Below are 17,538 nucleotides of genomic sequence, written 5' to 3'. Positions count from 1 at the left end.
CCGAAGGGGCCGTGCCAGGCCGAAGGGGCCGGACCGGCGCAGGGGGGAGAACCGGTCCACCACCCCATCCCCCGCCGTCAGGAGAACCGGCTGGCCCGGTGGTCGTCCGCGTCGGCGGCGGCGTCGCGGCCCAGGGCGCGGAGGGCGATGGCGCGGTTGGTGTAGAGGTCGGGCTGGGGCTGCAGCTCGATGGCCCGGCTCAGGTCCTCGACCGCCCCCTCCAGGTCTCCGCCCGCGTACCGCAGCACCCCCCGGTTCCCCCACGCGGCCGCCAGCCCGGGCGCGGTGTCCACCGCCTGGTCCAGCGCCGTCCTGGCCTCGGCGAGCCGCCCGGCCGCAGTCTCCAGCTGGCCCAGCACCGTGAGCAGATGCGGGTTGCCGGGCGCCAGGGCGAGCCCGGCCGTGACGTCGGCCCTGGCCTCCTCGTCGCGCCCGGCGGCGGCCAGCAGCCCGGCGCGGTTGATGTAGGCGTCCAGGTAGCCCGGGTCCAGCTCGATCACCTGCCCCAGGTCGGCGAGCGCACCGTCGGTGTCGCCGCGCACGGTACGCAGCTCCGCCCGGTTGTAGTGCGCCTCCGGCAGCGGCGGCCCGGCCCGCATGGCCCGCTCGTAGTCGGCCAGCGCCTCCTCGTACTGCCCGAGCCTGAACAGCAGGTTGCCGCGATCCAGGTAGTAGTCGGGGAAGACGGGGTCGATCGCGATCGCGGCCGCGTAGTCCTCCAGCGCCTCCTTGGTGTGCCCGAGCGCGGACAGCAACTGGGCCCGGTTGGCCAGCAGCACCATCCGGTGCAGCGGATGCCGCTCCCCCAGTTCGCGGGCCAGCTCGATGGCCGACTCGACCAGCGACAGCGCGGCGCCGAGTCGCCCGTGCCGCAGCTCGATCAGCGCCAGCCCGTTGCGGTCGAAGCCGAGCTTGAAAGCGCGCTCGGCGGGGTCGGGCAGCAGGGTGGAGATGGCGATCGCCTCGTTGATCCAGCGCCTGGCCCTGGCCAGGTCGCGCCGCGCGGGGTCGGGGTGGCGGGCGTCGAGCATGGCGGTGCCGTACGCGCTGGCGGCGTGCATCTTCGGGTCCTGGCTGGCGGCGCGTACCCGGTCCCAGACCGCGCGGGCCTCCTCGGTGCGGCCGAGACCGCCGAGCGCGGTCGCGGTGCGCTGGGCGAAGCGCCACCACCGCTCGCCGCCCGGCTCGGTGCGAGCCATGCCGCGCTCCCCCAGCTCGACGACGGCGTGCAGGAAGCCCTCGCGCATGGAGCGGTCCACCACGGTCCACAGCTCGTCAGCGCCGCGCGTGTCGGGAGCGGGCTCGGGCCCGTCCGAGTACAGCATGATCGTGAGCGTGGCGGGCGGAATCCGCCGCATCATGGCGTCGAGCAGCTCGATGTCCGTCGGGTCGGCCTCGGCGCCGTTGCACACTGCCAGCGTCCGGCCCGGGCGCACGGCGTCGCGGACGAACTCCGCGATCCCGTTGGCCAGCCGCAGCGTGCGGCGAGGCGCGGGCACGAGGATGCGCTCGTCGTCCGCCAGCCCGACGTCTATGGTGACCCGCCCGGCCGGGACTCGGCCGGCCAGCTCGGGCGCCGCCGCGAGGATCTCGATGTCGTGGGCCTCCACCAGTTCGGCGGAGCGGTCAAGAGTCGGCGGCACCAGATGGCGCAGCAGGGCGGCGGCAACGGTGTAGGGGCCGCGTGGCCGGCGATGCGCGTCGATCAACGGCATCAGCAGCCGCGCGGCCCCCCATCGGGCGGGTGGTTCGCCCCGGACTCTGAGGTGGGACCTGGCCTCAGTCACGGTGGGACCCTGGCCTCGGTCACCCCTTGTGAATGACGCTGGAGGTTCCAGCGAGCCTCGCGGTTCCAGGCTTGCGGACGACGATGCGCTTCATGACGCGTACCTCTCCCACTCGGGGTTAAGTCCCTATTATTAGGGCACCCCCACGAATATCAAGATTTACGGTGAATAAGTGGGAGGGTTAAGGATAAGAAGTAGTTGCCTTTTGATCGGCTTTTGTAACCTATTTGGAGCGAAACCATCGGGGCAATGCCGTCTTGTGCGTCCGCTCGGATTGTTCCATCAAGTCACACAGGCAGCGACCGAGCAGCGTGACCGACTGGCAGCAGCCGGGGCCCGGCAGGTTCCTGGCGCGGACGATGAGGGTGGCCCGTTCGATCAGCCGCTCGAGGCTGGGCTCTCCGCCGCCCTTGAGCGAGCGGGTGTGCCAGGGGCACGAGCCGGCGTCCGCGCAGGCGCTCTTGGCGACATACGGCGCAGGATCGCTATCGAGCCGCAGCCGATCCTCACGTTTGATCCTCAGGTCGGACAGCGCCCTGGCGGCCATGTGGGAAACGGCGAGCAGATCGTGGTTCCGGCGCCTGCGCTCCTTCCCCAGGACGGCGGAGCCGGCCGGCAGGGCGAGCAGCATCGCGGCCGCCATCAGGCCGCCGCCCACGATCATGCTCCAGCCCACCTGCTCGTCGAACCAGATCACCGCGATCATGGCCACCCAGACGGGCTGCGACGACATCAGGATCGCGCTGGGCACCGCGGGCACGTGCGCCTGGCCGTACGAGCGGGCCAGGAACCCCAGCGCGCACGACACCACGGAGAGGTGCGCCAGCAGCAGCCAGTCAGAACCGCTGGCCGGGAGGGTGATCCCGTCGCGCATCCCTACTCCCCCGGTGAGGAGCCCGATGGTGAAGAGCTGGATGACCGTCAGCGCGTACGGGTGGAACGTCCGCCGCTTGGACAGCTGGCCGAGCATGAGGGTGTGGCCGGAGTAGAGGGCGGCCGCGGAGAGCGTGGCCGTGAGCGCGACCACCGAGACCCCGTGCTCCTCCACCCCGCGCATCAGCGTGAACGCGGTCATGCCGGCCAGCGCGAGCACGACGCCGGCCCAGATGCGGCGCGGCACCTTGGCCTTGAAGAGGATGAACGCCAAGATCGGCGTGATCACCACGCTGCAGCCGACGGCGAACCCCGACACGGCCGACGGCAGGCTGTCCAGCGCGATGGCCTGGGCGGTCTGCCCGACCCCGAACATGACCCCGAGTACGACCCCGTTGATCCACGTGTCCCGTGGTAGCCCCCGAAGGCAGCCCGGCCGGATGAGGAGGAGAGTCAGCGCGGCGATCAGATAGCGCTCGGCGAGCAGGTCCTCCACTGGTAACCGATGGATGAGATCTTTCATCAGCGGGAACGCCGACCCCCAAGCGGCGCTGACGAACAACAGAAGCACGGCTCCCGTGAGGGGTCGGGGAGCGGGCACGACTGCCATGGCAAAAGCATCTCACTACTATTTGCAGCCACGGATGTACAGGCAGCAGCGGTGAGGTTCCTCTACCACTCGGAGTTAAGACCCTCACCCGCGGGTTCGTACATCCATACCGTGAGAACGGAGAACCGGCTATTTCCTACATGGCCCGTTATAGGAAATTGGCGCTTCCTGCCGGATAAAGCGCCGGCGGAATGTCACGGTCCGCGGGCCGGGATCGGCGGCCACGTCACGCCGAGAGGGTCCGGGAGAGATCACCGGAAGAGATCGGGAGTGAGGGCCCCAGGAGGGGGATCGATGGGGCCGCATGGGGAGCGGGGCCTAGAGCTCGAGGACCGCGGGCGGGACCAGGCGTTTCTCGCCGCAGACGACGGTCAGGTCGCCCACCCGGTGCCTGGACAGCTCTCGCCAGCCCTGGCGCTCGTACAGCGCGAGCGCGGCCTCCTGGTTGAGCGTCGTGTCGCCTCTGACGCTGTGGAATCCGAGCTCCACCGCGCGCCGCTCGAGCGCGATGAGCAGGGCCGCGCCGAAACCGCGCCGCTGGAACTCGGGATGGACTCTCAGCCGGCAGATCTCCGCCGTCACGGTGTCCACGGGTTTCAGCCCGCCCATGGCGACGACCCGCGAGGCCACCTCGCCTACCAGGAAGTCGCCGCCGCACGCCAGGTAGATCTCCTGGATGCGCGGGAAGTCGTCGTCGTAGTAGACCCCGTCGCCAGGGACCAGGCCCACCTCCGCGAGGCAGATCTGATGGAGCGCGAGGATGGTGTCGAGATCCGACCAGCGATAGCGCCTGATCGTCAACTTCATGCACCGCCCCCTTTCAGTTGGGACTTGGGCCGCCGCAAGGCCGCCCGGAACTCATCCAGACCTGGCGCGTTGTCGTCCCGCGCCACGATCGCCTGCTCCAGCGTCAGGGCGGGACGGACGATGAAATCGGTCAGGTATTCGTCGCCGACCAGCCTCAGCGCCCTCGTCCCGATGGCGACCGCCTCCTTGACGTCGCCCTCCATCAGGCGGCACTGCGCCTGGTCGAGCCTGATCAGCGTCTGGTCCACGATGTGGTCTTCGTACTTGGTCAGGGCCTGGTCGAGCACGACCTCGGCCTCGATCGTCTGGCCGAGCTTGGTGAGCACGTCGCCCTGGTAGAAGTAGAGCTGCTTCTCGGTGTAGCCGAAGGCCACGTCCTCCTGGTCCTCCTCACGCATGTGCGAGAAGGCGTTCCTGGCCCGGGCCAGCGCGCGCTTGGCCTGATCGACAACCTCCTTCTTGCTGTCGCCCCCCGACATCATGGCCAGCGCCCTGGCCTCGACGACCGGGGCCATGGCCTGCGCGGGGCACGGCGTCGAGCCGGCCAGGTCGCGGCTCTTCTTGGCCAGGTGCAGCGCCTCACGGGCGTCGCCGAAGTAGAGGGGGACGAGCGACTCGCGGGCGCAGATCCACGCGCGCAGCGCGCGGTCGCCCGTCTCGTCGGCGGCGGTGCGCCCGGTGCGGAAGAACGCGCGGGCCAGCCGGTGGTCGCCCAGGTTGATCAGGATCATGCCGCTCAGCCCGGCCAGCTGCGCGGCCATCCTGCACAGGCGCTCCTGCAGGTCTGTGGGCTGGCGGCGGGACATGGCCGTGCGCACGGCGCTCAGCTCCAGCAGCACGTCGCACAGCAGCCGCAGCGGGGCCGTCGTGGTGTATTGACGGCCGAAGCTGATCGTCGCCTCCTCCCACTGGTCGAGCATCGCGGCCGAGACGGTGGCCGACACGAGGGTCTCGTCCATCCGGCGCCTGATGCCCTCGCACGCTCCGAGCACCGGCCCGTCGAGCTGCTGCGAGGGGTTGGTGTCCATGTTGAGGAGATTTAATAGAGTCCGGCGGAGGATGTTCTCGTCCTCCTCGGCGTCCGGCTCGGTCGCCACGGGCTGTATCAGCAGCTCACGCTCGCTCGCCAGCATCGGGGGGCGCTCCTTCATATCCCCGCCGAGCACGCCGGGCATCCGGTGGCCGTGGCCGCAGATGCACGGCCCGTCGTAGCCGAGCGCGGCGGGCTCGACCCGGTAGACGGTGCACAGGTAATGGAGATATTCGGGCCCAGGGCGCTTGAGCCCGCTCTCGTACGCGGACAGGAGCGTCTCACCGATGCCGGGCGTCGGCTTCTGATCGCGCTCGAAAAGGGCTCTGACCTGCTCGATCACGTCCGCCAGCGCGATCCCGTGAGACAGACGGTGCGCCTTGATGCGGGTCGTGCTGAACTGCGTCATGCACGTCTCATGGATTTCATCAGCTATCTGGGCCGACGTGCGCCCGGTGGCCAGGCCCTTGGCCCGGATCCGCCGCGCGATCTCCGTCTCCCTGTGCTGTCTGCCGGTCATCCCGGCCCCTCTCACGCATGTCTCGACCGGTCCGCAACTGGTGACTCAGCGTAGTCCCCATGTCGCTGTGCGCCTACCCATGACTATGAACTACTGAGGACAGGTTGGAAACGTCCCTATCAAGACTACGGTTAAGGATCGTCCTCCCAGGGGCTGTTTCTTACAACCCATGAGGGAGAAGCAACTCCCTGTAGCCAGGGGGCCCTCGTTGCGCCCGCCGTCGACATGAGTCATCTTTGGCCCACCAGCAGCGATTCAGAGGGAGGACGAACGGTGGGGGACGACAACTTCGAGCGGCTGGAGCGTCTCGTGTCGGAGCTCGGCGCTCGCGGGCTGCTCGCAAGAGTGGTCCAGACCCAGAGCGGGCGGAGGTTCGTACGGGTCATCAACCCGAACGCGACAAGCCTTTCCGAGAACGTCACCTGTCGGCCGGCAGCCGTATCCGATATGCCCGACTGGTGGTACTGCTGGTCCTGGGGTGAGCGGATGCACACGGCCGACGACCCGGCCGGTGCGGCGACGAAGGTCGCCCGCGTACTCGCCGCGGTGGGGGAGTGACGACGCGGTGATCCGGGTGGAGCGCAGCCACCACGGCTCACCGCACCCACGGCGGCCCTACGGGGCCGGCGGAGTGACCGGTGCGGAGGGTCTCCTGTATGCCGGGACCCTGGTCACTCCGTCGGTTCCGCCCTTCAGATCGCCCGTACGGCTCGCACCCGTACGCACAAAGCCGCCCGTCCGGTCCGCCGGACGGGTGTTCGGGGGATCCCTCCCGGAACCGGCGCGGGACATGCTTCCGGGTGTGTGTCCTGCTCCGAGCCGTCCGTCATCGGAGCGTCGGCTCTCTTCCTCCGCGGCCCAGAGAGCCGGCAAACCCGTCTTCCCCGGCGTGATGTGACGGCGGGCGGTTCGGTCGCCTGTATTTTTGGATCGCAACGGTCCAAGTAGTCGACCGAACCGCTTCCGGAGGGGGATCCACTCAGTGTTACTGCTGGTGACACCGTCGCCACAACCCGAGTCGACGCAATCGGGGCTTCCCGACCTCGACAAGGTGGCCAATCAAGTGGGCGCGACCTGCACGAACGACCCGGTGTGCTCTAGTCTGGTCGGGATGTTCGGAGATACGGGCTGGGCGCCCTTGGTGTCGAGTGCCATCGTGATCGCGCTGATCATCGTGTTCGCGTTCGTGCTCCGCAAGATCGCGCACCGGGTGATCGGGCGGGTGGTCAATCGCGCGGCGACGGGTGGCTCGATCACGAGCAGGTTCCGCAGGGCCTCGGCGACCGACGGGATCGACGCGCTGCTCCATGAGCGGCGCAAGCAGCGGGCCGAGACCATGGGGTCAGTGCTCCAGCACGTCGCCTCGATCGTCATCCTGGGGACCGCGATCCTGACCGTGCTCGACCGGCTGACGATCCCGATCGCCCCGCTGCTGACCAGCGTCGGCATCCTGGGCGTGGCCATCGGCTTCGGCGCGCAGGAGCTGGTCAAGGACTTCATCGCCGGCATGTTCATGCTGCTCGAAGACCAGTACGGCGTGGGCGACGTGATCGACGTGGGCGCCGCGGTGGGCACGGTCGAGGCCGTGACCCTGCGCGTCACCCGGCTGCGCGACGCGGACGGCCGCGTCTGGTACGTGCGCAACGGCACCATCACCAGGGTCGGCAACGAGTCGCAGGGCTGGTCGCGCGCCTACATGGACGTCCCCGTGGCCTACGACGCGGACATCCTGGGCGTGCGCGTCCTGCTGGAGCACGTGGCCGAGGAGATCTGGGCCGACCCCGAGCTGCGCGAGTCCAAGATCGTGGAGCAGCCCCAGGTGTTCGGCGTCGAGCAGCTGTCCAACAGCGCGCTGGTGTTCCGCATCACCGCCAAGACGCTGCCCTCCGCGCAGGCGCAGGTGTCCAGGGAGCTCAGGCTCAGGGTCAAGTCGGCTCTGGACACCGCGGGCATCGCCATGGCGTCCACCGCATAAGCTATTGAGCGTGACAGAGACCTCCTTCTACGACGCCGTCGGGGGCGAGGAGACCTTCCAGCGCCTCGTACACCGCTTCTACGAAGGGGTTGCCGAAGACCCGTTGCTGCGGCCGCTCTACCCAGAGCCCGACCTGACGGGCGCCGAGGAGCGGCTGCGGGGCTTCCTGATCCAATACTGGGGCGGCCCCAAGACCTACAGCGAGCAGCGCGGCCACCCGAGGTTGCGGATGCGGCACATGCCCTTCGTGATCGGCGAGCCGGAGCGGGACGCCTGGCTGCGGCACATGCGTGACGCGGTCGACTCGCTCGATCTGCCGGAGGAGATGGAGACCAGGCTCTGGGACTATCTGGTCTACGCCGCCCACAGCTTGGTGAACTCTCCTGCATAACGGGGCATGAGACGCCACATGGATATCCCCTGGTGGCGTGATGCCGTCGTCTACGAGATCTACGTTCGCAGCTTCGCCGACGCCTCAGGAGACGGCGTCGGCGATCTGACCGGAATACGAGAGCACCTGCCGTACCTGCAGCGGCTGGGGGTCGACGCCATCTGGCTGACGCCGTTCTATCGCTCCCCCATGGCCGACGGGGGCTATGACGTGACGGACTACCGTGGCGTCGATCCGCTCTTCGGCACGCTCGCCGCCTTCGACGCGCTGGTCGCCGACGCGCACGAGCTCGGGCTGAGGGTGGTCGTGGACATCGTGCCCAACCACAGCTCCTCCAAGCATCCCTGGTTCCAGGCGGCGCTGCGGGGCGAGGGACGCGACCGGTACATCTTCCGCGACACGACCAACAACTGGCAGTCCACGTTCAGCGGGCCCGCCTGGACACAGGTGCCGGACGGCCAGTACTACCTGCATCTGTTCGCCCCAGGGCAGCCCGACTTCAACTGGCGCAATCCCGAGGTGCACCAGGAGTTCCTGGACATCCTGCGGTTCTGGCTGGACCGGGGCGTGGACGGGTTCCGCATCGACGTGGCGATGGGCCTGTACAAGGCGGAGGGCCTGCCCGACGTGGGCGACCAGTCGTTCAAGGCGGTCTCCCCGGTGTGGGGTCAGCCCGAGGTGCACAACGTCTACCGCGACTGGCGGCGGCTGCTCAACGGCTATCCGGGTGAGCGGATGGCCGTGGGTGAGGTGTGGACCGACAGCTCCGAGGATCTCGCGCTCTACGTGCGCCCCGACGAGTTGCACCAGAGCTTCAACTTCGCCTGGCTGCAGGCGCCGTGGTCGCCGACGGCGTTCAAGAAGGTCATCGACGACACCCTCGCGGCCGTGCCGTTCGCGACGTGGGTGCTGTCCAACCACGACGTCGTACGCCACCGCACCCGCTACGAGACGGCCGACCCCGGCACCGGGCTGGCGCGGGCGAGGGCGGCGCTGCTCACCATGCTGGCCCTGCCCGGGTCCGCCTATCTCTACCAGGGCGAGGAGCTGGGCCTGCCCGAGGTGACCGACCTGCCCGCCGAGGCCCGGCAGGATCCGGTGTTCTTCCAGTCGGAGGGCAAGCTGCCCGGGCGCGACGGGTGCCGGGTGCCGATCCCGTGGACGGTGGACACGCCCTCGTACGGGTTCTCGCCGGGCGGGGTGGAGCCGTGGCTGCCGCAGCCGGCCACGTTCGCGGAGCTGAGCGTCGAGAAGCAGGAGGGCGACAACGACTCGACGCTGGAGTTCTACCGGCGGGCCCTGGACTGCCGCCGTGACCTGGTCAGATCCATTCCTTACACCCTGGAGTGGCTGGAGTCCCCCGAGGGTGCGCTTTTCTTCACCCGCGGCCCGCTGATCTGCGCGATCAACTGCGGAATGAGGTCGGTACGCCTCCCGCAGCACGACACCGTGCTGCTGGCGAGCGGGCCGCTCAAGGGGGGCCTGCTGCCGCCCGACACGGCGGTATGGCTGCGGCGCGAGTCATAGCCCTCTGGGCCGCTCGCCGCGGACGGGGATGACGGGCAGCGAGAGCAGCGCGCAGACCAGTCCCGCCGCGAAGCCCGCCCCGTAGCCCGCGTTCTCGATCAGCACTCCGGCCAGAGGCGTGATGACCAGGGAGACGGAGTTCTGGATGGTGTTGTGGGTGCCGAGCACCCGGCCGCCCATCGCGGGCCCGGCGAGCTCGCCCGCCGCGAGGTAGGCGAGCCCGTTGCCCGCCACGGTCATCATCGCGGCCAGCGCGAGCATCGCGGGCCCGAGTCCGTTGCGGGTGACCGTGCCGGCGACCAGCAGCGCCAGCACGCCCAGGTTGGCCACCGTGATCAGCATCAGGGGCCGCATGCGCAGCCCTGTCCTGTCGGACCAGCGCCCGGCGGCGATGCGCACCGCGGCCCCGCCGATGGCCGCCGCCCCGAACAGCTGCCCGGCCTCCACGCTGTCCCAGCCGTAGAGCCGGACCAGGCAGTAGACGCCGTACGTGCTGACCACGATCTGCGGCACCACGTGAAGGGCGCTGGTGGCGTGCACCCTCCAGAGCGCGGGCTGCCGGTACGGCGAGCGCGCCGGTGCGGTGCCGGAGCCGGTGATGTCGTGCGGCGGCTCGGCCAGGAAGAGCGCGGCCAGCACGGCGGCCAGCAGGCTCGCGCCGGCGCAGACCAGGAGCACGCCCGGCAGGCCGTGTGCCTGCGCGATGGGCGGGAGCACGAAGGCGCCGACGGCCATGCCGAGGGTGAAGGAGACCTGGCGCAGGCCCATGGCGACGCCGCGCTCGGGCGGCTGGAACCAGCGCAGCACGATCCGCCCGCCACCGACCATCGCCGCCGAGCCCGCCGCGCCGGCCAGGGCCAGGAGCACGATCACCGCCCAGGTCTCCTCGACGAAGGCGACGGCGGCGAAGAGCACGGCCGCGAGCCCCACGCCCGCGCCCAGGACCAGCCGCTCGCCGTGCCGGTCGGCCAGCGCGCCCCAGGCGACGAGGGCCAGCAAAATGCCGAAGGCCGGGGCGTTCCCTATGATCCCGCCCACCGCCAACGTGGCCCCGAAATGTCGCAAGATTTCTGGCATGACGAGGGGCAGACCGAAGAGGCCCAAGGTGACGCTGGCGTGGGCGTTGACGCCCAGGGCCAGCATCCACCAGCGCCTCATACGGAAAAGCGTTTGAGGTAGGCCAGCTCGGCCTCCGTGAGCCTGCGCGGGGCGGCCCGCTCGACGTCGTAGGCGGCGAGCAGGGACATGGCGGTGACGTACACGTGGTCGTCGTCGCGGATCTCGTACCGCAGCCGGAAGCGTACTGGCCTGATCTCTTCCACCCACGTCTCCACCCGCACCGGGTCCGGGCGGAAGCCGAGCGGGCGGCGGTAGTCGATCTCGTGGCGGGTCACGACCAGGCCCTTGAACGGCTCCTCCCCCGCGTTGTGGAGGTCGATGGCGAACATGCCGAAGCGGGCGTCCTCCAGGTAGTCGAGAAAGCGCACGTTGTTCACGTGGCCTTGAGAGTCGATGTCGGCGAATCTCACCGCACGGGGGTATACGTGCCGCTGGACCGGGGTGCGTTCAACCACGTCCGCAACCGTACCCAACCCGGTCAGGTGGCCTTGCGCCGGGCAGCGGTCAGTCCTCTTCGAGGACCTTGAGGGGGTCGAGGCGGCGGATCAAGGTCATCGCCGCCTCGATGATCTCCCGTGCCTCCTCCTCGGTGTCGGAGGTGGCGACCTCGCGGGCGGCCTCGCCGATGATGCTGGTCAGCACGGCCACGGTGAACCTGTCGAGCGGGTCGGCTCCGGCGCCGAGCAGCACGGCGTTCTGGCGTACCCACTCCCTGCCACGGGTGCGGCGGATCAGCTCGAACCCCGGCGGCCCGTCCCCGTCGATGAACAGCCTGACCAGATCCCGCCGCTCCCAGGCCCCGGCGAGGTACGCGCGAGCCCCGGCGATCAGCAGCTCGACCGGGTCCTCCACCCCCTCCTGCTTGGCCTTGGCCACGCTGGCGGCCGATGCCTGCTCGTGTGCCGCCTGGTGGTCCTCGTAAAGCGCGAGGAACAGCTCGGTCTTGCCGCCGAAGTGGTGGTAGAGACTGCCGACGCTGGACCCGGCGCGGGTGACCACCTCGGAGACGTTGGACTCGGCGAAGCCGTGCTCGCTGAAGACCTCGCGCGCCGCCTGCAGCATGCTCTTGCGGGTCTGCGCCGTACGGCTCCACTCCCACGAGGACTTACGTGCCATATGAGCCATCGTATCGCGACGAATTCTAGAATCAGATTCTTGACGATCCTCGGCGGCCTGGGATCGGGCTCGATCGCGCATGGCCTGACAAGATCCGGATTTCTCGGCATGCTGGGCAGGCGGCCGGCATCCACGAGCAGAGGGACGACATTGACCACGACCATCGACAAGATCGCCTGGATCCTCCTGGAGGACGGGAAGATCCTCAGCACCCGGTCACGCGGCAAGGACGTCTACTACATCCCCGGCGGCAAGCGCGAGCCCGGCGAGACAGACCTCGACACCCTCGTCAGGGAAATCGACGAGGAGCTCGCCGTCGCCATCGTCCCGTCCAGTGCGGCACATTTCGGCACCTTCCGGGCTCAGGCCCACGGGCACGCGGACGGCGTCATCGTGCAGATGACCTGCTACACGGCCCAGTACCAGGGCACGCCGACGGCGAGCAGCGAGATCGATGAGGTGGTCTGGCTCACGTACGCCGACCGCGACCGCGTGGCCCCGGTCGATCAGATCATCTTCGACCATCTCCACCGGAGCGGCCGGCTCACGTGACGAGGTCGGCCTCTTTCCTGGTCAATCGACTTCGATGGGCAGCTCGTAGATCTCCGTCGTCGGATGCCCGGCCTTCTCGTGCACCCGGAGCACCGCCTCCTTGGACGGCCCGGACGACAGGCAGAACACTTTGCCCGCCGCCGGGTCCAGCCAGGCCCGCTCGAAGTGCACGCCCTCGGACTCCTCGATCGCCAGATCGTGCTCGTGCGCCTCGCGCAGCTGCTCTGCCGTGGCGCCCACAAACCCCCTGTGCACGTCCATGAACTTCGCCATAGCAACTCCCTCCCCCTTGGTGCCCTATCCACGGCGAGGCAGTCCATGCCGGACCGCCACGGCCTCGGCCTCGGCCAGCGGGGGCAGATGCCGGATGGTGGGGCTCAACGTGGCGCCCAAAGCCACGACCGCCATGACGGACGCGATCGACAGCAGGGCGGCCGTCACACCCCAGCGGTCCAGGATCAGTCCCGAGGCGAGCGGCCCGACCGGGGTCACCGCGCTGCCGATGAGGGCGAGGCTGCTGATCACGCGGCCCTGCAAGCGGTCGGGCGTGATGGTCATCTGGTAGGTGTACAGGATCGCGTTGGCCGCCGGGGCCAGGAAGAACGCCGCGGCCAGCAGCGGCCCGATGGCCCAGGCGGTGGGATGGACGGCCATCGCGGGGATGGCCGCGGCGGCGACCCAGAACATCGCCAGGACGACCGCCGCCGGGTTGCGCCGCTGCAGCTGGGGGGCGGCCAGTGCGCCCAGCAGTCCTCCGGCGCCGGAGATCGCCATCATCAGGCCGATATCGGCCGGTGCGGCGCCGCTCTGCCGGGCGGCGACGATCGCGGTGAAGGTCAGTGCGGAGAACACCAGGCTGAAGCCCGCGGCCGTCACCAGCAGGACGCGCAGGAACCGCTGCCGCCAGGTCCAGCGCAGGCCCTCGGCGATGTCGCGCAGGAGCGTGCGGGACCGGTCCGCGGCCGTGGTGGCGGGCGTCGGGGATTTGATGGCGAGGACCGCGGCGAAGGACAGCAGGTACGCCAGGAGCTCTCCGACCAGGGGGACCGTTCTTCCCAGGTTGAACAGCAGGCCGCCCAGTGGAGGGCCGGCGATCGAGGCTCCGTACTGGCGGGCCTCGTTGCGCGCGAGGGCCTGAGGCAGGTCTTCGGCGGTAACCACGCGCCGTAGCATCGCCGTCTCCGCCGGGTGGAAGAACACCCCGCAGGCGCTGCTGATCACAGCCGCGGCCAGCAGCATCCGCCAGTCGAGCAACCCGAGCAGCGAACCGGTGACGGTGGCGGCGAGAAGAGCGGCTCGCATGAGATCGCAGCTGAGCATCGTGCGGCGCCGATCCCACCGGTCGACCAGGGCGCCCGCCGGCAGGCGCAGCGCGATGCCGGCGGCCATCGCGGCAGATCCGATCAGTCCGGCGTGGACGGCTGAACCGGTCAATTCCAGCGCCAGCAGGGGGTAGGCGACGGAGGCGACCTGGGCGCCCAGAGTGGAGGCCAGGGTGGCGCTCCAGAGCAGGACGAAGTCGCGGTTGCGGCGCAGTGGCTCACTCATGATCGCGATTATGTACATTTTTTCAAAAATGTACAACTCCGAGTTGTACAGAACTGCAGTATTGTGCAGACATGGATGCCGAGGCAGTGCCCTTCACCGAGGCGCGCGCCCAGCTGGCAGAGCTGATGGGGCGGGTGGCCTACGGCGGCGAGCGGATCGTGCTCAGCCGCCATGGCAAGCCGGTGGTCGCTTTGGTGTCGATCGCCGATCTGGAAAGGCTTCAGGCGATGGACGACAGCGGCGCTGAGCAGATCATCACTCTGGGGCGGTCGTCGTTCGACCGTGCCGGGCCACCGGCTGCTGCGCCGCCACGCCGTTTGGACATCGCGGCACAGGACAGTCCGCCGGGCGACGCCTCCCGCTGACCCGGAAAGGCCCATCCCCGACGGGTGTAGCGTCTAACACGCGAAGTTGATCAGAGGGGTGCCTGCCATTGGAACTGCCAGACGCACGGTTGGACATGTCTCAAAGTGAGCGTGTCAGCAGATACAGCGATGTCGCGAGCGCGTTGGCGTTGCACAGTGACCGGCAGCTCGGCGAGTCACTGGAGCAGGCGCAGATTCTGGGCTCGGGGATCGGTGGCACCTCGGTACTGTTAGCCATCGATGGCGTGCCGGTCTTCGCCAAGCGAATCCCACTGACCGACCTGGAGCGCCGCGCGGACAACGTGATGTCCACCGCGAACCTGTTCGGGCTGCCTCTGTTTTGCCAGTACGGGATCGGTGGACCGAGCTTCGGTGCGTGGCGTGAACTCGCGGCCAACGTCATGATGACCAACCGGGTCCTGGCCGGGCGCAGTGCGGCCTTTCCGCTGCTGTATCACTGGCGGGTGCTGCCGGGAGCGCCGCCGCAGAGCGATCAGCTTGCCGACGTCGAGGCGGTCGTGCAGTACTGGGATGGGTCACCGGCGGTACGGGATCGTCTCCACGCCGTCGCGCAGGCTTCGGCCAGCATCGTGCTGTTTCAGGAGTTCATCCCCTACAACCTCAATGACTGGCTGGCCACTCAGCTCGCCACCGGCCAGGACGCTGCGGTAGCGGCAAGCGCCATGGTCGAGTCGTGCCTGCTGACCGACGTGGCCTTCATGAACGGCCAGGAGTTGATGCACTTCGACAACCACTTCCGCAACATTCTCACCGATGGTGAACGCCTGTACATCGCCGACCTCGGACTGGCGACCTCCTCCCGGTTCGACCTGTCCAAGCAGGAGATCGAATTCCTGGACCGAAACCGGACTCACGACATCGGTTACGCGCTGATGCGGCTGGTCAACTGGCTCGTCACCGATATCTGCGGAGTGCCGGTGCCGCGGAACGGCGTACTGGAGCAACGCAACGAGTACATCCGCGCGTGCGCGGACGGCGCGGATCCTGCTGGTGCTCCGCCGACTGTTGCCGCCATGCTCCGCCGGTACGCGCCCGTGGCGGAGGCCATGAACGACTTCTACTGGGACCTGTTCTGGTCCGATCGGCGGACAACGCCGTATCCGAGCGAGAAGATCGAACGCGCCATGAGCGCAATGCGCTGATCCCCATCAGGAACGGCAGCACGAACACCAAGCCGACATGCTGCACATCAAGACCCCGGCAACGTCATGTTGCCGGGGTCTTCTATGACCTGCCAGATCAGTCGCGGTGCAGCTTCCGGTACGTCACCCGGTGCGGGCGCGCGGCGTCGGCGCCGAGCCGCTCGATCTTGTTCTTCTCGTAGTCGGCGAAGTTGCCTTCGTACCAGAACCAGTTCGACCCCTCTTCCCACGCCAGGATGTGCGTGGCGATGCGGTCGAGGAACCACCGGTCGTGCGAGGTGATGACGGCGCAGCCCGGGAAGTCGAGCAGGGCGTTCTCCAGCGACGACAGCGTTTCCGTGTCGAGGTCGTTGGTGGGCTCGTCGAGCAGCAGGACGTTGCCGCCCTGCTTGAGGGTGAGCGCGAGGTTGAGCCTGTTGCGCTCGCCGCCCGACAGCACACCGGCCTTCTTCTGCTGGTCTGGGCCCTTGAACCCGAACGCCGCGATGTAGGCCCTGGACGGCATCTCCACGTTGCCGACCTTGATGTAGTCGAGCCCGTCGGAGACGACCTCCCAGACGTTCTTGTTCGAGTCGATGCCGCCGCGGCTCTGGTCCGCATAAGAGATCTTGACCGTGTCGCCGACCGTGACCGACCCCTTGTCGGGAGTCTCACTAGCGGTGATCATGCGGAACAGCGTGGTCTTGCCGACGCCGTTGGGGCCGATGATGCCGACGATGCCGTTGCGGGGAAGGTCGAACGTCAGCCCTTCCATCAGCAGCCGGTCGCCGAAGCCCTTGGTGAGCTCGTCGGCCCTGATCACCGTGGTGCCCAGGCGCGGGCCCGGCGGGATCTGGATCTCCTCGAAGTCCAGCTTGCGGTACTTGTCGGCCTCGGCCGCCATCTCCTCGTATCGCTGGAGCCGGGCCTTGCTCTTGGTCTGGCGGGCCTTCGGGTTGGACCGGACCCACTCGAGCTCGTCCTCGAGGCGCTTCTTGCGCTTGACGTCCTTCTGCCCCTCGACCTTGAGCCGCTGGGTCTTGGCCTCCAGGTAGGTGGAGTAGTTGCCCTCGTAGGGGAAGGCGCGGCCGCGGTCGAGCTCCAGGATCCAGCCCGCGACGTTGTCGAGGAAGTAGCGGTCGTGGGTGACGGCCAGCACGGTGCCGGCGTACTTCTCCAGGTGCTGCTCCAGCCACTGCACGCTCTCGGCGTCGAGGTGGTTGGTGGGCTCGTCGAGCAGCAGCAGGTCGGGCGCTTCCAGCAGCAGCTTGCACAGCGCGACCCGGCGGCGCTCACCACCGGACAGCTTGGTCACCTCGGCGTCGGGCGGCGGGCAGCGCAGCGCGTCCATGGCCTGCTCGAGCTGGCTGTCCAGCTCCCAGGCGTTGCGGTGCTCCAACTGGTCCTGCAGCTTGCCCATCTCTTTCATGAGCTCGTCGCTGTAGTCGGTGGCCATCTGCTCGGCGATGTCGTTGAAGCGCTGGAGCATCGCCATCGTCTCGGCGACACCCTCCTGCACGTTGCCGAGGACGGTCTTCTCCTCGTTGAGCGGCGGCTCCTGCTGGAGCATGCCGACCGTGAAACCGGGCATGAGCCGGGCGTCACCGTTGGACGGCTGCTCCAGACCGGCCATCATCCGGAGCAGCGTCGACTTTCCGGTGCCGTTCGGCCCCAGGACGCCGATCTTGGCTCCGGGCAGGAACGACATCGTGACGTCGTCAAGGACAACCTTGTCGCCGTGCGCCTTGCGCACGCGCTGCAGCGTGTAGATGTACTCCGGCATGCCCCCTAGCTTAGGGGCTCCCGGCGCAGGCTTCCGCCGCACCTCCCCAGCAGGGCTCGGGCGGTGCCACGGTCCCGGCGCGAGCAGCACGGGCAACGCACGCCTGTTCCGCGCACGAGTGGTGGCAGCGACGCGGCCCGGCGCGCGGCCGCATGGATGCCGCACCACCCGCGCAATCAATGCGAACCGACCCGAGCGGCACCGACGACGCCATCGCCCTTCCCACCCGCGCACGAGCGGCACCCTTCCGCCACGCGAGCGACACTCCCCCGAGCACGAGCAACGCCCTGCTCATCGGCGTGGAGCGGTGTCATGCCGTCGGCGTGAGCGGCGTGTGCGTCGCACCGGGCGACGGGCCGGCCGAGTGTGGGGTCAGGGGGTGTCGTCGGGGAG

General features: G+C 68.9%; 17 protein-coding genes and 1 pseudogene. 8 read left to right on the top strand and 10 right to left on the bottom strand.

Annotated elements, in window-relative coordinates; genetic code table 11:
* Positions 1–77 precede the first annotated feature (77 nt).
* From EJK15_RS39645 to EJK15_RS39630, 4 genes are all read right to left on the bottom strand, one after another.
* A complete protein-coding gene (locus tag EJK15_RS39645) occupies positions 78–1,787 on the bottom strand; it encodes a tetratricopeptide repeat protein (RefSeq protein ID WP_240777507.1) in 1,710 nt (569 codons plus the stop codon).
* A 223-nt stretch (positions 1,788–2,010) separates the two neighbouring features.
* On the bottom strand, positions 2,011–3,270 hold the full coding sequence (locus EJK15_RS39640) for a DMT family transporter (RefSeq protein ID WP_138715618.1): 1,260 nt from the start codon (positions 3,268–3,270) through the stop codon (positions 2,011–2,013).
* 318 nt (positions 3,271–3,588) lie between these two features.
* Positions 3,589–4,077: a GNAT family N-acetyltransferase gene (locus EJK15_RS39635; RefSeq protein ID WP_138715617.1), complete on the bottom strand. Its 489-nt coding sequence runs from the start codon at positions 4,075–4,077 to the stop codon at positions 3,589–3,591.
* The gene (locus tag EJK15_RS39630) at positions 4,074–5,627 is read right to left on the bottom strand and encodes an NsdA family TPR-like regulatory protein (RefSeq protein ID WP_138715616.1); all 1,554 of its coding nucleotides are present in this window, start codon (positions 5,625–5,627) and stop codon (positions 4,074–4,076) included. Before EJK15_RS39630 ends, EJK15_RS39635 begins: the two co-directional genes overlap by 4 nt.
* 273 nt (positions 5,628–5,900) lie before the next feature.
* Here EJK15_RS39630 and EJK15_RS39625 point away from each other — a divergent pair, with 273 nt between their 5' ends.
* From EJK15_RS39625 to EJK15_RS39610, 4 genes and pseudogenes are all read left to right on the top strand, one after another.
* Positions 5,901–6,185: a hypothetical protein gene (locus EJK15_RS39625; protein WP_138715615.1), complete on the top strand. Its 285-nt coding sequence runs from the start codon at positions 5,901–5,903 to the stop codon at positions 6,183–6,185.
* A 553-nt stretch (positions 6,186–6,738) separates the two neighbouring features.
* A complete protein-coding gene (locus tag EJK15_RS39620; protein ID WP_240777505.1) occupies positions 6,739–7,602 on the top strand; it encodes a mechanosensitive ion channel family protein in 864 nt (287 codons plus the stop codon).
* Between the two features lie 10 nt (positions 7,603–7,612).
* Positions 7,613–7,987: pseudogene (locus EJK15_RS39615) on the top strand (globin); the annotation flags it as partial.
* Positions 7,988–8,011: 24 nt separating this feature from the next.
* Positions 8,012–9,520 carry a glycoside hydrolase family 13 protein gene (locus EJK15_RS39610; protein ID WP_138715612.1) on the top strand — a complete coding sequence of 503 codons (1,509 nt, stop codon included), beginning with the start codon at positions 8,012–8,014 and terminating at the stop codon, positions 9,518–9,520.
* Here EJK15_RS39610 and EJK15_RS39605 read toward each other — a convergent pair.
* The 3 genes from EJK15_RS39605 to EJK15_RS39595 are packed head-to-tail and all read right to left on the bottom strand — an operon-like array spanning position 9,515 to position 11,755.
* A complete protein-coding gene (locus EJK15_RS39605; RefSeq protein WP_138715611.1) occupies positions 9,515–10,678 on the bottom strand; it encodes an MFS transporter in 1,164 nt (387 codons plus the stop codon). The genes EJK15_RS39610 and EJK15_RS39605 overlap by 6 nt on opposite strands.
* Positions 10,675–11,094, bottom strand: coding sequence for an acyl-CoA thioesterase (locus tag EJK15_RS39600; protein ID WP_240777504.1), 420 nt, complete (start codon positions 11,092–11,094; stop codon positions 10,675–10,677). The genes EJK15_RS39605 and EJK15_RS39600 overlap by 4 nt, the downstream gene beginning before the upstream one ends.
* 49 nt (positions 11,095–11,143) lie before the next feature.
* The gene (locus tag EJK15_RS39595) at positions 11,144–11,755 is read right to left on the bottom strand and encodes a TetR/AcrR family transcriptional regulator (RefSeq protein WP_138715610.1); all 612 of its coding nucleotides are present in this window, start codon (positions 11,753–11,755) and stop codon (positions 11,144–11,146) included.
* A gap of 39 nt (positions 11,756–11,794) precedes the next feature.
* Between EJK15_RS39595 and EJK15_RS39590 the strand changes: the two genes are divergently transcribed.
* Positions 11,795–12,307 (top strand): NUDIX hydrolase, encoded by a 513-nt coding sequence (locus EJK15_RS39590; protein WP_240777503.1) that lies wholly within the window; start codon positions 11,795–11,797, stop codon positions 12,305–12,307.
* Between the two features lie 21 nt (positions 12,308–12,328).
* On the opposite strand, the gene EJK15_RS39585 is transcribed toward EJK15_RS39590, so the two are convergent.
* Together EJK15_RS39585 and EJK15_RS39580 are read right to left on the bottom strand one after the other, a co-directional pair.
* The gene (locus EJK15_RS39585) at positions 12,329–12,580 is read right to left on the bottom strand and encodes an SCO4226 family nickel-binding protein (protein WP_138715609.1); all 252 of its coding nucleotides are present in this window, start codon (positions 12,578–12,580) and stop codon (positions 12,329–12,331) included.
* Positions 12,581–12,604: 24 nt separating this feature from the next.
* Positions 12,605–13,855, bottom strand: coding sequence for an MFS transporter (locus EJK15_RS39580; RefSeq protein WP_171074795.1), 1,251 nt, complete (start codon positions 13,853–13,855; stop codon positions 12,605–12,607).
* A gap of 71 nt (positions 13,856–13,926) precedes the next feature.
* Between EJK15_RS39580 and EJK15_RS39575 the strand changes: the two genes are divergently transcribed.
* Both EJK15_RS39575 and EJK15_RS39570 read left to right on the top strand, forming a co-directional pair.
* Positions 13,927–14,220 (top strand): type II toxin-antitoxin system Phd/YefM family antitoxin, encoded by a 294-nt coding sequence (locus EJK15_RS39575; RefSeq protein ID WP_138715607.1) that lies wholly within the window; start codon positions 13,927–13,929, stop codon positions 14,218–14,220.
* 68 nt (positions 14,221–14,288) lie between these two features.
* Positions 14,289–15,383, top strand: coding sequence for a serine/threonine protein phosphatase (locus EJK15_RS39570; protein WP_240777502.1), 1,095 nt, complete (start codon positions 14,289–14,291; stop codon positions 15,381–15,383).
* A gap of 97 nt (positions 15,384–15,480) precedes the next feature.
* Here the strand turns inward: EJK15_RS39570 and ettA are convergent, their stop codons facing one another.
* Positions 15,481–17,145 (bottom strand): energy-dependent translational throttle protein EttA, encoded by a 1,665-nt coding sequence (ettA, locus tag EJK15_RS39565; protein WP_138715606.1) that lies wholly within the window; start codon positions 17,143–17,145, stop codon positions 15,481–15,483.
* Between the two features lie 179 nt (positions 17,146–17,324).
* On the opposite strand from ettA, the gene EJK15_RS73205 reads away from it, so the two are divergent.
* The coding region (locus EJK15_RS73205; protein WP_206061383.1) for a hypothetical protein at positions 17,325–17,538 on the top strand (214 nt) is incomplete at its 3' end.

The organism is Nonomuraea basaltis (genome assembly GCF_005893125.1).
Taxonomy (GTDB): domain Bacteria; phylum Actinomycetota; class Actinomycetes; order Streptosporangiales; family Streptosporangiaceae; genus Nonomuraea; species Nonomuraea basaltis.
The sequence above is the reverse complement of the archived record's forward strand: the minus strand, read 5'-3'. Positions and strand labels throughout refer to the sequence as shown.

What these genes read in the sequence shown, in the direction of transcription:
- EJK15_RS39640 (WP_138715618.1), bottom strand. Translation starts at nt 3,270, where the DNA reads ATGGCAGTCGTGCCCGCTCCCCGACCCCTCACGGGAGCCGTGCTTCTG.
- EJK15_RS39635 (WP_138715617.1), bottom strand. Translation starts at nt 4,077, where the DNA reads ATGAAGTTGACGATCAGGCGCTATCGCTGGTCGGATCTCGACACCATC.
- EJK15_RS39630 (WP_138715616.1), bottom strand. Translation starts at nt 5,627, where the DNA reads ATGACCGGCAGACAGCACAGGGAGACGGAGATCGCGCGGCGGATCCGG.
- EJK15_RS39620 (WP_240777505.1), top strand. Translation starts at nt 6,739, where the DNA reads ATGTTCGGAGATACGGGCTGGGCGCCCTTGGTGTCGAGTGCCATCGTG.
- EJK15_RS39610 (WP_138715612.1), top strand. Translation starts at nt 8,012, where the DNA reads ATGGATATCCCCTGGTGGCGTGATGCCGTCGTCTACGAGATCTACGTT.
- EJK15_RS39605 (WP_138715611.1), bottom strand. Translation starts at nt 10,678, where the DNA reads ATGAGGCGCTGGTGGATGCTGGCCCTGGGCGTCAACGCCCACGCCAGC.
- EJK15_RS39595 (WP_138715610.1), bottom strand. Translation starts at nt 11,755, where the DNA reads ATGGCACGTAAGTCCTCGTGGGAGTGGAGCCGTACGGCGCAGACCCGC.
- EJK15_RS39585 (WP_138715609.1), bottom strand. Translation starts at nt 12,580, where the DNA reads ATGGCGAAGTTCATGGACGTGCACAGGGGGTTTGTGGGCGCCACGGCA.
- EJK15_RS39580 (WP_171074795.1), bottom strand. Translation starts at nt 13,855, where the DNA reads ATGAGTGAGCCACTGCGCCGCAACCGCGACTTCGTCCTGCTCTGGAGC.
- EJK15_RS39575 (WP_138715607.1), top strand. Translation starts at nt 13,927, where the DNA reads ATGGATGCCGAGGCAGTGCCCTTCACCGAGGCGCGCGCCCAGCTGGCA.
- ettA (WP_138715606.1), bottom strand. Translation starts at nt 17,145, where the DNA reads ATGCCGGAGTACATCTACACGCTGCAGCGCGTGCGCAAGGCGCACGGC.